16 protein-coding genes and 2 pseudogenes are annotated in these 13,671 nt (G+C 42.3%); 9 read left to right on the top strand and 9 right to left on the bottom strand.

All coding sequences use genetic code 11. The annotated features are described in order from the left end of the window. Nucleotides 1-103 precede the first annotated feature (103 nt). The gene (locus tag HP399_RS13930; RefSeq protein WP_228088518.1) at nt 104-361 is read left to right on the top strand and encodes a MerR family transcriptional regulator; all 258 of its coding nucleotides are present in this window, start codon (nt 104-106) and stop codon (nt 359-361) included. Between the two features lie 29 nt (nt 362-390). Continuing rightward, nucleotides 391-627 (top strand): hypothetical protein, encoded by a 237-nt coding sequence (locus HP399_RS13935; RefSeq protein ID WP_228088519.1) that lies wholly within the window; start codon nt 391-393, stop codon nt 625-627. Nucleotides 628-658: 31 nt separating this feature from the next. Here the strand turns inward: HP399_RS13935 and HP399_RS13940 are convergent. Continuing rightward, nucleotides 659-1,296, bottom strand: a pseudogene (locus HP399_RS13940) (flavin reductase family protein). Nucleotides 1,297-1,643: 347 nt separating this feature from the next. Here HP399_RS13940 and HP399_RS13945 point away from each other — a divergent pair. After that, nucleotides 1,644-2,591 (top strand): ABC transporter substrate-binding protein, encoded by a 948-nt coding sequence (locus HP399_RS13945; RefSeq protein WP_173621377.1) that lies wholly within the window; start codon nt 1,644-1,646, stop codon nt 2,589-2,591. A gap of 294 nt (nt 2,592-2,885) precedes the next feature. Here the strand turns inward: HP399_RS13945 and HP399_RS13950 are convergent, their stop codons facing one another. Both HP399_RS13950 and HP399_RS13955 read right to left on the bottom strand, forming a co-directional pair. After that, nucleotides 2,886-3,404 carry a hypothetical protein gene (locus HP399_RS13950; protein ID WP_173621376.1) on the bottom strand — a complete coding sequence of 173 codons (519 nt, stop codon included), beginning with the start codon at nt 3,402-3,404 and terminating at the stop codon, nt 2,886-2,888. A gap of 628 nt (nt 3,405-4,032) precedes the next feature. After that, nucleotides 4,033-4,437 carry a hypothetical protein gene (locus HP399_RS13955; RefSeq protein ID WP_007718996.1) on the bottom strand — a complete coding sequence of 135 codons (405 nt, stop codon included), beginning with the start codon at nt 4,435-4,437 and terminating at the stop codon, nt 4,033-4,035. Nucleotides 4,438-4,682: 245 nt separating this feature from the next. Between HP399_RS13955 and HP399_RS13960 the strand changes: the two genes are divergently transcribed. After that, complete coding sequence (locus tag HP399_RS13960; RefSeq protein WP_173621375.1) at nt 4,683-5,165, top strand: GNAT family N-acetyltransferase; 483 nt, start codon at nt 4,683-4,685, stop codon at nt 5,163-5,165. A 671-nt stretch (nt 5,166-5,836) separates the two neighbouring features. Here the strand turns inward: HP399_RS13960 and HP399_RS13965 are convergent. From HP399_RS13965 to HP399_RS13980, 4 genes are all read right to left on the bottom strand, one after another. Next, nucleotides 5,837-5,923, bottom strand: coding sequence for a YjcZ family sporulation protein (locus tag HP399_RS13965; RefSeq protein ID WP_016743434.1), 87 nt, complete (start codon nt 5,921-5,923; stop codon nt 5,837-5,839). Between the two features lie 438 nt (nt 5,924-6,361). Continuing rightward, nucleotides 6,362-6,679 carry an immunity protein TriTu family protein gene (locus HP399_RS13970; RefSeq protein ID WP_173621374.1) on the bottom strand — a complete coding sequence of 106 codons (318 nt, stop codon included), beginning with the start codon at nt 6,677-6,679 and terminating at the stop codon, nt 6,362-6,364. Between the two features lie 44 nt (nt 6,680-6,723). After that, on the bottom strand, nt 6,724-7,092 hold the full coding sequence (locus tag HP399_RS13975) for a hypothetical protein (RefSeq protein ID WP_173621373.1): 369 nt from the start codon (nt 7,090-7,092) through the stop codon (nt 6,724-6,726). Between the two features lie 395 nt (nt 7,093-7,487). Further along, a complete protein-coding gene (locus tag HP399_RS13980; protein WP_157230862.1) occupies nt 7,488-7,625 on the bottom strand; it encodes a hypothetical protein in 138 nt (45 codons plus the stop codon). A 756-nt stretch (nt 7,626-8,381) separates the two neighbouring features. Here HP399_RS13980 and HP399_RS13985 point away from each other — a divergent pair. The 4 genes from HP399_RS13985 (at nt 8,382) to HP399_RS14000 (ending at nt 11,030) form a co-directional block, all read left to right on the top strand. After that, on the top strand, nt 8,382-8,888 hold the full coding sequence (locus HP399_RS13985; protein WP_173621372.1) for a TetR/AcrR family transcriptional regulator: 507 nt from the start codon (nt 8,382-8,384) through the stop codon (nt 8,886-8,888). Nucleotides 8,889-8,999: 111 nt separating this feature from the next. After that, nucleotides 9,000-9,965 carry an SDR family NAD(P)-dependent oxidoreductase gene (locus HP399_RS13990; protein ID WP_173621371.1) on the top strand — a complete coding sequence of 322 codons (966 nt, stop codon included), beginning with the start codon at nt 9,000-9,002 and terminating at the stop codon, nt 9,963-9,965. A gap of 173 nt (nt 9,966-10,138) precedes the next feature. Further along, complete coding sequence (locus tag HP399_RS13995) at nt 10,139-10,483, top strand: ArsR/SmtB family transcription factor (RefSeq protein WP_173621370.1); 345 nt, start codon at nt 10,139-10,141, stop codon at nt 10,481-10,483. Nucleotides 10,484-10,514: 31 nt separating this feature from the next. Next, nucleotides 10,515-11,030 carry an SRPBCC domain-containing protein gene (locus HP399_RS14000; RefSeq protein ID WP_173621369.1) on the top strand — a complete coding sequence of 172 codons (516 nt, stop codon included), beginning with the start codon at nt 10,515-10,517 and terminating at the stop codon, nt 11,028-11,030. Between the two features lie 64 nt (nt 11,031-11,094). Here the strand turns inward: HP399_RS14000 and HP399_RS14005 are convergent, their stop codons facing one another. Next, on the bottom strand, nt 11,095-11,733 hold the full coding sequence (locus tag HP399_RS14005) for a FusB/FusC family EF-G-binding protein (protein WP_173621368.1): 639 nt from the start codon (nt 11,731-11,733) through the stop codon (nt 11,095-11,097). A 226-nt stretch (nt 11,734-11,959) separates the two neighbouring features. Between HP399_RS14005 and HP399_RS14010 the strand changes: the two are divergent. Then, nucleotides 11,960-13,117, top strand: a pseudogene (locus tag HP399_RS14010) (IS3 family transposase). 77 nt (nt 13,118-13,194) lie between these two features. Here HP399_RS14010 and HP399_RS14015 read toward each other — a convergent pair. Then, nucleotides 13,195-13,458 carry a CD3324 family protein gene (locus HP399_RS14015; RefSeq protein WP_173619591.1) on the bottom strand — a complete coding sequence of 88 codons (264 nt, stop codon included), beginning with the start codon at nt 13,456-13,458 and terminating at the stop codon, nt 13,195-13,197. Between the last annotated feature and the right edge of the window lie 213 nt (nt 13,459-13,671).

Genomic DNA, 13,671 nt, shown 5'->3' on the forward strand with positions numbered 1-13,671 from the left:
GAAATTCCTATAAGAAAGAGAGTTAGGAATACCTTGACTTGGAGCTTACTCTAAGGAGTATGGTTATGACGGCAGGGAAAGATGAGCCAGTAAGGAGGCATTCATGAACGAAGAACGGACGTATTCGATTTCCGAATTTGCAGAGCGGACAGGAGTTTCTACGGATACCCTACGATATTACGAGAAAATCGGATTGCTTGCTTCGCCGACGAGAGGCGGCGGACAAAAACGAATGTACGACGAGGAAGATATAGGCCGTATCCGTTTTTTGAACCATCTCAGAAGAACAGACATGCCACTCAAGAAAATCCGTACACCCCGGTACCATCGTCACGGAGCTCTCCCGCCATTTGTCCAATGAAGAATTGAGCGCTTCTGGGGGTGATTGACGTGCAGGGATGGCGGACGTTTAGCGAATTGACGGAGGAACGCAAAACCGTACCGGAAGGAGCCGCGACGATCGTCTGGTGTGCTGTAAGCAACCAACTCGACGGGAAAGGCGGCGTTTATTGCCAAAATATCGATATTGCTCCTTTGGTTCCAATTGAAGTAGGGAAACCAGGAGTACCCGACGTATGCCCATGGGCTGCAGACGAGCAGGCTGCCAAGCTTCATGAAATATTTTAGATTGAAGGGCTCTACAGCACGCCAATGATATTTAATTCGATATGCTAACGGAACTTGGAGCGGGACCAAAAACTGGGGCTAATCTTGACGGGTGCAGCTTGGGGCTAAGGCCAAAAAATTCACAGAAGTTCATAATTAGCGGGCTCCACTTCTCAGGATCGATGTAGTTCTTCTCGCCAGTCATTAGGATGTGTTCATCAACATGAACACGTATTATCTTTACTTCAATTGCTTTTAAAGAGCTGGGCAGTTCAAAATTATGGACTTGTTCTACCACTGCCTCTAATTGAACCGGGCACTCCGCAACGCGTGGAGGCCGAATCAGGTCCGAATTTTGGGGGGTGAGCCTAGCCGTTCCGAATTTATCCGGTTCAAATCGGTATCCCACATTAGCCTTGCGCTCCGGGACAGGATTTCGTCCAGTTAGTGAGCCAGACAGTCCACCGCATGAGCAAGATCAGACGAAGGAAGATTCAAAACACATTCGCGTTCGCGCAACAAATTGGTAACGGTTTGAGATGAGCTACTCATTCCAAGCATGCATGATTGATTAAGCCACCATGCAGAAGACATAGGGGCAAGGTTGACAGAATTGTCCTCATTTAATGTGCTGATGAGTACAACTGGCGTCCCAAAGTAAAGAATTTTTGGTTCAACTACCTTGTGCATAATGCGCTCCCTCCACTATAAAAAGAAAAGTTTTCCATCGTCTCAAATAAGAGACCTATTTCAAATTATAATGACTATTCTTTTCGTTATTTTGCTGTTTCATTTCGATTGAACTTTACAAAACATTACTTGTGAGAAGGGGAAGGAGTAATCAATAGCTTGGTTGATCTAGAGGATTCCCCAATCTGTAACATGGGGCAATCTCTTTTCTTTATATACACAAAAAATATAAAAAACATTGACATATAGGATAAAATATGTGATTATCTTCTCTGTCACTTATAATGATAATCATTATCAAAAAGAAACTTCACACCAAACATCACATGACAAGGAGAAATGAGCGTATGAAAAAAGGAACACGAATCGTACTGGCCTGCTTGGTTGCAGTGGTCACTGCCGTATCGGCAGGTTGCGGAAGCAGCCAAACGGCTTCGGAAGCACCCAAGAAGTCTGAGACACGCGTAGTTAAGCATCTGATGGGGGAAGTGACAATCCCGGCGGAACCAAAGCGGATTGCAGACGTATCGGGAGCAGCGGAGGAGCTATTAATTTTGGGACACAAGCCGGTTGCGACGGCAAATACATACAAGACAAAAATCATGTCCCACGTAGCGGATAAGCTGACAGATGTAAAAACGGTTGGCTGGATGTGGGATGACTCTATCAATCTGGAAGCTGTGGTAGAAACAAAGCCAGACCTGATTATTATGAATAACCGCCAGCAAAAGATGTACGATCAACTATCCAAAATTGCCCCGACTGTCGTTCTGGAGACAGACATGGATAAATGGCGTGATAAGTTTAAAGAAATAGGCCGCCTGTTTGGACAAGAAGAGGACGTGAACAAATGGCTGGCTGGCTATGACGAGAAGACGAAAGGGATGCGCGAGCAACTCAAGCAAGCGTACGGCGACCAGACCTTTATGTTCCTGGCCGTAACCCCAAAATTGTTCCGCGTGTACGGAAACTATGGATATGCAGATATCTTGTTCACTGATCTCGGCCTCAAGCCGGCAGCTGGAACACCAACGGATAAAACAATGGAAATGATCGAGCTGGAAGGACTGACGAATTTTCAGCCAGACCATATGTTCCTCGTCAATTTCGGCGGAAAAGCGGATGATATATATGCAGAACTGAAAAAGAGTCCAGTATGGAAAAGCAACAAGGCAGTTCAACAAGGACATCTCTATGAGGTGACCAATGAAACATTCAACATCAAAGCCTTTGGCCCAATTGGAAAGGAAATGCTCCTAGACGAGATTGGTAGCATGTTGCTGAAAAAACAATAACCATACGATCGATGCAAAAGATGGGGTTATTCGAAAAGTTGGTTTTGACTTCCCATTTGAGGAAAAATGGTTTCCTATCGTGGATTTGATAATGGTATATGTCGCGTTCCGGATTGTGACCTGAGGACCTAACCTTTCAAAAGTGGCGGGTAATCTCCTAGTCACTTTCCTTAAAGCCTGTCAGAACAAATACTGAAGGAGAAGCTGGGAGAAACGAAATGTTTTCCCAGCTTCATTACTTTTTGGGACCTGTTCGAGGGTTTACTGTTCGTCAATCCGTGAATTGTAACAATCTTATTTTAGAAGTGCGAAAGATTCATTTATTTTCAAATCACCATACAGTTGGTCAAAAAGCTTGCCGTCTTCAGATTGGGAATCAAACGGATTGGACTGTGGCGTTGTATAGACATACACCATGTCATTTGATTCTGCAATGGATGTCCCTACGGGCGTCCCTTCCTCGCTAGAGAGGCGAGTCCAATCAGGTTTCATGAAAACGGAGATCATTAGAAGCGTTTCAGAACCTTGGCCATCCTTCGTCGTATAATCGAATTGCACTACATGCTTGGCTGATGGCAGAATTTTGTCAGCATCTACACCTGCATATTGGTTCACCTTGTAGTGCCCGTTCCAAGAAGTTGGCGGCTTAAAGCTGAAATTTGCCTGAGAGTTAGTGTAAAGTTCAGTTTTTTCGTTTTCCTGTGCAACAGGCTGTGCAGAGTGTTCTACTTTGCCATTGTTAAGAGCAAAGATGATGCCCATCACTAAGACGGATGTAAGCATGATGCCGACGATGATTTTTTTGAGATTCATGTTGGTTTCCTCTCTCTTCGTATATGGGGTAAAGTTGTTTGTAAGTGCATTATAAAGGTACAATATATGAAGGTCGTTACAGAAAAGAGACATTTTTCTATTTCATAAAACTTATTGGGTCAATAAGGCACCTGACAAATGTGATCACAAATCCCGTGAGATCTCCAGCGGCGGCAACGTTCGTAACACTCTATATCCAATCGTACTCTTCTTGAGTCTAGATATGGGAGACATAACGTTTCACAATCTTCGTGAGGCGGACTTACACGTCTACATTCGTTTATACATTCTTGAAAGCTAGGAAGAAATTCAACCAATTGACCATTCACTTTCTTAAATCGCTTAGACTTAGATTTTTTCCTTTTCAAGTGACATCCCCTCCTGATGACGATCTAAGATAGCGTACGAAATGAATTACCCTTCTGATTGGCCAAATGTACTACTATCTTGAAAATGTATGTAGATCAGTATTTAGGAAGGTCACCAAGATGGAATGCAAGCTTCGTTCCACCTCACTCTTACGGAAAAGGAAAAAGTGGCTATTCGACTTTTCACGGGAAGAATGAGCGATGCAAATATGCATAAAGCCCGTCTTCACAATCAAGACGGGCTAAAAGCTATTCATGTTTTATTGAATCGTAAAAGTAGCTACGATAACATTTTGATCCTGGTAGGAATAGGGAGCTTGAAATTGTACGTAGCGATACCCGTCCGCATCAGCCTTAATAATGATTCCTGTCGTACCGCTCCAAATCTGTTTATTTTGAGCATTATAGACTGTGTAATTCGCAAAGGTACCTTTTGGACTGATACGGAGCTCCTGCCCTTTCTTTAGATAAATCGCTTCTTTTGGACTTAACTGTCCAGGAGTAAGGTAGTAATATTTGGTGAATTGTTGTTCTTGTTTTTGTTGCTCCATGGTTACTGTGTCTGCTTCACCTTGAACTTGAGCATTGGTAGAAGCGGAAGCATATACAGGTGCGCCAGAGAGGAGTAAAGCGAGCATCGAAATAGAGAGAAGCTGTTTTTTCATACCTAGTACACTCCTTAGGATCATTTCTGATCAAATTCTAAATACACGAACTAAAAGTAATTATACTCAAATTGAATGAATTGGTAAATATTTACACACAAAAAACAGAAGATTGCCTATTCATATCTCTTGAACGCAACTCCCTATCATGGTAGTAGTCATGGAAAATGACACGGTTTATCTTGTAGCAGGGGATAGCTTTATGAAAAACGAACTGAGTGTAAAGGTTTTTTGGAGGGGAATAAATGAACGTTCATTTGATGACAATTACGGATGCAGAGCAAGTCGCAACTTGGCAATATCCGCAGGAATATTCTTTTTATGACTTTGAAAATAGTCCAGAAACATTTCAGGAACTATTAGACGGAACCTATTATTCAGTTCAAGATAATCATGGTCAGCTTACCGGATTCTTCTGTTTTGGGCTCAATGCTCAAGTCCCAGAAGCTCGAAAGCAAAATCTTTACAAGGGCGAGAACGTGTTGGATATCGGGCTCGGAATGAAACCAGATATGACAGGGAAAGGGATTGGCTTTTCATTTTTACAGGCTGGGATCGAATTTGCCAAACAGCAATTTGAACCAAAATATCTACGTTTAAGTGTTGCTAGCTTTAATCATAGAGCAATTAAAGTGTATACAAGAGCGAGATTTAAAGAAACGGCCTCATTCGTAAACAATGGGACCCTCTTTATCGTGATGACGATGGAAATGGAGAATCTTGAATAGGCATAGTACAGAGCATGCCATTTAACATAAGAAAAACGGTGATGAGGCTGTAAAATTCGTGGTTTTGAGGTAAATCGGTTGTAATAAAAAATGCCCCTAGCAAGGGGCACAAAAGACTCCTAATCGAATGATCTATCGTTTAATCCATGGAGTATCGCCAGAACTTACGGACAAACCATTACAATAGCAAAAACAACAGCAACGAGCTTTTTCATAATCAAGTTTCGCTAATGAGTTGAAATTAAATAATATTCTGAAAGTATGTAGTTTTAACAAAACAAATCAAGCGATTCAGCAGAGGTTGGTACTACAGTCTGGGGGATATTGCAAAGGATAGGGACGTATCCGTACACGCTTAAATATAGTAAACGGATTAACAAGGGAGCTATACAGTGACGAGTTCTTAGGTTCCTAACAAGAAGACGTGAAAGGCGTTAAGCCGCTCGGGGAAAGAACCGGGCGGCTCTTTTGTTGAAAGCGCAGGTGATAGAAATACCACTGAAAAAGTTTTGTCGTATGACAGAGTGTCCAAATCTAACCTCTCCACAATACTACACTCCGTCTACTAAAGCGTAACGTAGGAGGAGTGGACAAAAAGATGGGATCAAAGCTCAATGATGCCAAAGAGGGAGAAGGAGGGCAGCTTAGCCGCCCATAACATTGGACAGAAATTAGCACTCATCACAACTACAAGCAACAATTGTTAATAAAACGAAAAGAACCAAAACTAAAGCAAAATTGTCGTCAAAGAATCCCATCGATATCACCCCTTCAAGTGTATGAGGAATAACCTCAAACTCAAGCTATGCAAATTAAGGCGCTATGTAAGGGCGATATCACAGTAAGTGGGAAATTTGGGCATGCAACAGCCTGTTACTTGTCATGTCCAACAGCTCAATAATGTTAAATCAGTAGGGGGATAAACGACGAAAAAAGGCTATCGCTTAGCCACATTCATGGCATTTGGGACAGCCTTCTTGGAACTTAGCTACTTCTACCAAGGGCATAAGCATCTGCCATGATAAATAATGCATGAATCTCCGCAAGGCTCAATTGAATAATTTGAACCTAACTTTTTCAGGAGCTTCTTCAGCATGATCATTCACCTCCTTGGTAGATTTATTTTCCATGTATTACCATTCTATCGTGACTAAGTGATTTAAGAACATGAATATTTTTATAAATTGTGTACGGTGTCAAAGTTTAAAGCCGGTTTGAAGAACTTGGAAATAATCTGAAGTGATTTCGTCAAAATTGGAGTCTGTTTTCTCAAGATACTTCCAATAAATTAAGTCTTCAGATTCGATATGCAGCATTTCCATTTCAAATTGTTGTGACTTCCACACAATAATCTGACCAATGCAAAGCTGGGATTCATGAATAACTCTTAAAGAAGGGTCATGAACGATCTTACTGTCGACAAATTCACAATTGATAATTTCCGAAGAGATATTAGATTTTTGTAATTCTGCAGACTTGCATTCAGCCCAATCACGGAAAAAAGATAAAATCATTTTTCACCCCAGCCAATCATGGATATAGTGATGTAGCATGTGTTCTAGGTAAAATTCGGAGATTTACGCTGCATCAAAATCGAAAAGAACATAATCGCTCCAGAGCCTATAAAGCCAATAACACTCATCAGCGTATCATAGGGGTGATACTGATGGGTAAATACTTGAGCAATAGAAAGTCCCCACAAAAGTGTAGGAATAGACAGGAAGATATGTATTTTTCCATTATACGTGAACCTGACATAGAGTAGAGCTACTACCGTAGAAACGAGATAACTGAAAGAGAAAAGGATCGTGTCCCAGGTCGAAATGGTTACTGGAATATCACTTGAAAGAAGCGATTTACAAGCCCAAAGAATAAAGAACCAAAAAGCAAAGGCCAAACCAATCATCATTTTCAAAAGACTTTTCATGCTATCTTCTCCCTGCTAAATACGTTTGTTCATTAAGACGAGGAACACAAAGAAAACGATTCAATAGAAAATGAAACCAGTTCTTTTACAAATCGGTAATTGAAAGCTTCATTCTATATATGTTTTTTCATAATTTGATCCGCCTTTAAATGGTTTGATTGGTGAAATAGTATCACGAATGAAAAAAGAAAAACATCATACCGCTAGTTAAATAGTCGGTGCATGATGTTTGATTAAAATAAACAATGTAGATTTTACGTTTGCTTTCTTTAACCTTACTACTTCATATCAATCATAAACTTCTTATACATCCCTTAGCACCTTTGTCGCCAACAATCACTAGTATTTGTATTGGCAGATGTCGTTCGTCTCAGTCTTTATTGGATGTGTTGGTGTTAAGCGCTATAAGTCGGCCATCCGCAATACCCGTCAGCTTCACATGGTACACGTTGTTCTTTTGCGCTGCTAACACCAGGAAATGAAAGCGATAGAAGTAATGCAGCAGCAATACCAAACAGAGCAAATTTTTTCATAAATCTTCCTCCTTATAAGTATGAACGAAATGAGGATGATAGGTATACGGAAAAAGACCATCCCTCTGCCACGCAAATAGCTGTTGGGACGGCCTTTTTAAGTACTATCTGACATTAAGCGGGACACATGCAATGTTTTCCTGCTGGTATGCACTCCCGAGGACATGGGCGGATTGAGTTAGCACCAATTTTTTGAAGTAATTTCTTAAACATTGTTACTCACCTCCTAAATTGGGAAAATATAACTTCCGATCCAATAATAACACACATACACTCTAGATAACATATAAAATACCAAAAATTCGGAAAATAAAAATCTACTTAAGAAATGTCAGTGTCGTACTATTCACTATCACCCATCCGGCTGGAATAGGGGAGCCTAGCATTACCCAAATTTGATCACCAAATGCAGCGTTTTTAATTGTAGTAGTTCCGTGCTTAATCTCAGTTGATGTAGAGGAAGTTTCTTTTCCTTTCCAGTCATACTGGGTAGTGCTAGCTGCGAAGGAGACCGATTTCTTATGTAAAGGGAGTGTTGCTCCGTGGGCGGTTATGGCTAAACTTGGTACCGTGACAACAGAGCTTACTGCTAGAATCATCAAGGCTTTCTTAATCATTTGCAACAACCCTTCTTGAAAATATCACGAAGTTTGTGGCAAGTCTGTATGGGAGTGATACACGTCATTTGAAACCGATCACAAACTGACGTATAATCAGGTATTATTGATTAATCACTAAAAGGGAGGCGATCTTGCAATGACGTCGGTCAATCGTAAAACGGAAATCATCTCTGCTGCCATTGAAGTCTTTGCTGAAATCGGGTATTTCCGGGCAACGACAGCGCAAGTGGCAGAGCGTGCAAAGATTTCCCAGCCGTATATTTTCAAGTTTTTTGCATCGAAGGAAGCTTTGTTACAGGCAGCCTTGGAGGCGTCGTGGGAGCGGATCATTGACTCTTTCCGTCTCGTTGTGGATTCCGCATCCAAAGAGCAATTGGAAACAGATTTAATCAAGGCATATGAAAAGATTTTGGCTTCCCATCAAAATGAAATACTTCTTCAAATGCAGTCCCAGACGATTCAAGAGCCTTCGATTCGAGAGGCAATGCGCGAAGGATTTCGGGAGGTTCGTCAGATCGTCCTAACAGCTTTTCGTGAAGCGGGCATTGCGAGCCCGGAAGAGAGAACACTTATTTTCCTGGCAAGAGGAATGCTGTGTAATATTTCAGCAGCTTTGGATATGCCAGAATTAATGGAGGTGTAGCGGAGAAAAAATTGTGACAATTAGTTATTGACTAATCACTAACTAAAAAGTTATAGTTCAAATTAGTTAGTGATTGATCAATCACAAATTAAACAAGTGGAGATGATCCGAATGAAAAAAGCGATTGTAGTCGGGGCAACAGGCGGAACGGGAGCGGCTATTCTAAACGAGCTCATCAAACGAGGAGTTGAAACGATTGCTTTTGGACGTTCTAGACAAAAGCTAGAGCAAATGGCGTCAGAGCTAGGGAATCCAGCACATTTGTCACTGGCCACCGGGGATGCATTCCGGTCTCAAGACATCGTAGCAGCATCGGAAGGAGCGGATGTACTATTCCATTGTGCAAACGTCCCTTATCACGAGATGGTAAACAAGCTGATCCCACTTGGCGAAGCCGTCATGGAAGCCGTCAACAAGAGAGACTTGAAGGTTGTTGTGGTAGACGGCATTTATCCATACGGGCGAAAGCAGATAGAACCAGTGACGGAGGAGCATCCAAAGCAACCGCATACGAAGAAAGGAAAAATCAGGTTGGCATTTGAACAGATGCTGTTTAGCAGTCGCTGGGATCATGCGCGAACGATGATTGTCAGATTACCGGATTACTACGGACCTACCGCTAATCAAGCATCGTATTTGGGTTCCACACTTGAGGCAATTGCGGCTGGAAAACCGGGGCTTTTCATTGGGAATATGCATGTTCCTCGCGAGTTTGTTTATTTGCCGGATGCGGCGAAGATGATTGTGGAGTTGGCCAGCCGTGAGTTTGCTTATGGACAAAACTGGCACATTCCAGGTGGAGGCATCATTTCCGGTCGAGACATCGTTCGAATCGCTCAAAAAGCAAGTGGCACCGTGAAGCCTGTCATTCCTCTTGGGAAAATGGGTTTGTCTTTGCTGGGGATGTTCGTCCCGGTGATGAAGGAGGTTGTCGAGATGCTGTACTTAACCGAAACACCGTTGATTCTTAGCGGAGAAAAATATAAACGGCTTATTGGACCGATCCCAGCGACGAAGTTCGAGGAGGGTATAACGGCAACGATCCAGCATTTACAGAATCGTACTTCCATGAAATAAATGATAAGCACTAGTTATTGATTGATCACTAACAAAGAAAATGACAAAACCATTTTAAATATTCCTTTACAGGAATATTCCCTTTGGTGTATATTTTACCTAAGAAGATGATCACAATAACACTGAAGGAGATGAGATGAACGTAGAATCCATCATGTAACGAGGTGAGTGACATGTCGGGGATGAATCCAGGCATGGACATGGCGACGCTGAGTGCTTTGGCTGAACCGAATCGTATGAAAATCGTCGAACTTTTGCGCGATGGTCCTCTAACTGTAGGGGAAATCGCAGACCAACTGGGGCTTCGCCAGCCCCAAGCCTCGAAGCATTTGAAGGTGCTTAGTGACAACGGGATCGTGGATGTGAAGGCTGAAGCCAATCGTCGAATATATAAACTCAGGCCCGAGCCCTTCCGAGCGCTAGATTCTTGGGTGAAGTCATTCCAGCGAGTTATGGAAGAAAGATTTGATAATCTGGAAGACTATTTGCGGGAACTGCAAAACAAGGAAAATACTTGAGATCCATTCAAATGAATGAGGAGGAATTGCTATGTCAAGAAATACAATGGTTTCAAGGGTAGAGAACGAGCGGGTGCTGGTACTGGAACGTGTATTCGACGCGCCAAGAGAACTCGTGTTCAAGATGTTTAAGGAGCCTGAGCATCTCAAGCGTTGGTGGGGACCGAAAGGCTGGGAACTCCCGGTTTGTAATGTCGATTTCCGACCAGGTGGTGTTTGGCACTATTGCATGAAATGTGTCGATAAGAATCAAGGTGATTTTTACGGCATGGAATCTTGGGGCAAAGGCGTTTATATGGAAATTGTTGAGCCAGAGAAAATCATCTATACCGATTACTTTTCAGATGCAGAAGGCAACACAAATGATACCATGCCTTCGACAGAGGTTATGATGGAATTCATCGATATGGGTGGCAAGACGAAGCTGGTCAGCCGTTCTGAATATGTATCTGCAGAGGCCCTCAAAACTGTCATGGACATGGGCATGCTAGAGGGCATCACCCAAACGTGGGATCGTTTGGAAGAGAGTCTGAACGAGATCAAGTAAGGGACATATAGGAAAGACCGCCTGGCATGAAAGACCCGGCGGCTTTTTCAATTTAGTTGCAGATTTATTTCACCATCAGCGCAATAAAATCGTTCAGCTTATCTAGCGAAATGATATTTTGATTGCACGTCGCACTGTCTTGGCAAATGAAGTTTCCTTTTTTCAAATATGTTCCATCCCCAGAGCTTTTTGCTTCAAGGACGAACATGCCGATTTCTTCAAAGCGATTACAGAGCGCACAAAGGCCTTTCTTATTTACATTGGTAAACTGCCCGTGAATGCCAAACAGTTTTCCTTCGTGGTAAGCGACAATATACTTCTTTTCCGTCGCAGTGTCTAGCCAGCCCACATAAGAGATTTCTGAAAAATCGATTTCTGCTAAATTCGAGATTTTAAGCTTCTTTACTTTTGGAAAGAGCTTCTTAATAGAAGACTCTGTGAGAGCTGGGAATGGAATCACAAACGGTAAAAGCTGGTGCAAAAACTGTTTTCCTTCTGCTTTTTCTCTAATCGAGTCAATCGGATGCAAAATCTCTTTTTGTTCTGCTGTCATGTTCGGGAACAACTGAAAGATTTCTTCATGGGCGATTTCTTTTCGAGCACGAATCACATTGACATCTGTACTGGTCGCATAGGCGTTCATGATTGCTTGAACGCGTGATTGAATGAAGTGATACTGATGTGTATGGATAAAAGGTTCCATCTTGCGGTTCCTCCTGTTTCTGTCTTGTAAGGTGGGTTCCTCTTTACTTTAGTGTGTTTGCAAGAGAGGAGAAAGGGAGAAGACTTTTCACAAAAAAACTCGCCATAAAAAAGCACTGACAACCTGTATGGGGGACTGACCCCTTAAAGTGAGACAAATCAAAACACCTTCAAGAGAACTAAACCATGTCGTAAGATATGGGGACAATCTTGGAGGTGTTTTTGCATTGACAACTAGAGTGAGTTACCCAGTAGAAGTTAAGAAGCAGGCGATTCAAATGAGGTTGGCAGGTGTTCCAGTGAAGGAGGTTATGGAGAGACTCGGAATCCGCAATGTGACTCAGTTAAAGGTCTGGATGAAGTGGTATCGAGAGGGTGAACTTCATCGACTAGAACAACCTGTTGGCAAACAATATAGCTTTGGCAAAGGCCCTGAGTACACTTCAGAGCTTGAGAAAGTGAAAGCAGAAAATCGATTTTTGAAACAACAACTGGACGTGTTAAAAAAGTACAAGGAGTTGGAAAGGAGGTGTCACCTAAAAGCGTGGTCAAATGGATGGACTCCATCAGAGGAGAAGTAACTATTACTCAAGCTTGCGCTTGGTTGGGTATTGCCCGATCCACCTATTATCGATGGAAGTCGGTGTTTAAAACGAAACCGAAGGATCTCATAATTGAAAAGATTCGGGAGCTATGTTCCCTACATAAATTCCGCTATGGCTATCGAAAGATCACGGCACTCCTTCGGAATGAACAGCTAATTAATCACAAGCGTGTGCAGAGGATTATGCAAGCGGAACAACTGCAATGTCGAGTACGCATCAAGAAACGTAAACCAACGGGACAACCTTCACAATCAGCTGAGCATCTACTACAACGTCAATTTCATGCCGAAGCTCCGTTGCAAAAGTTAGTGACGGATATTACATATTTGCCGTTTGGTGGGAAAATGTTGTACTTATCAAGCATCTTAGATTTATACAACGGGGAGATTGTTGCTTACTCCATAGCAGATAAACAAGACACTTCGTTTGTCTTAGATACATTGAATCAACTTCCTAATCGACCAGGAATGATGCTACATAGTGATCAGGGTAGCGTATACACGTCTCAAGCTTACCAAGAAGCAGTTAAAGGAAAAGGCATTACCATGAGCATGTCCCGCAAGGGAATGCCCGCTGATAATGCCCGCTGATAATGCCCCAATCGAATCGTTTCATTCCACGCTAAAGTCAGAAACGTTCTATCTCGAAGGCCTTACAAGTACAACGACGGCAATCGTTGTACAAACCATTCGAGATTATATTACCTACTATAACTCAATTCGTATTCAAACGAAACTAAACAACCAGTCGCCGGTTGAATTCCGAGGACTGGCTGCTTAAACTTGTAAGGTGTTTTGATCCCTGTTCTAGAAACGGGGGTCAGTCCCATGGAAAGGTCACCAGTGCTTTATAAATGTCTATTTGGTATACACGATTTTTTTAATCGTCTCTGTAGACAAAAAGTATTCCTCCGCTAACTGAGAAATAGCGGTCCCGGCCCGAAAGCTGCTTTTAATAGCCGTATTCCGCTCATCCAGGAGTTTTCTCCCGCCAGTGCGCGTCCCCCATTTTTGATGGGCTACTTTTGTTTTCGGAATGTAAATGGTTTCTCCTTGCACGTACTTTTGAATTTCTGCGAGTAACGATTCAGGAAGGATTAAATTTGCTTTCACACATTTCATTTCTGCTCGCTCCTTATTTAAAAATAGGCAAATAAGGGGCAAAGCCAAGAAATAGGAAATGAGATACGCAAATGAAGGCGATGATTCGATTAAACGAGAGACCACCTCATGCAAAGTATCGCCTCACTATTTCTAGGCTTTGCATGAGCCGCTGCGGTATGTGGCAAATTGAGAGCATTCGCCATTCGTACACCCCCCTCGAGGTCCATTTTA

Source organism: Brevibacillus sp. DP1.3A (genome assembly GCF_013284245.2).
Classification (GTDB): domain Bacteria; phylum Bacillota; class Bacilli; order Brevibacillales; family Brevibacillaceae; genus Brevibacillus.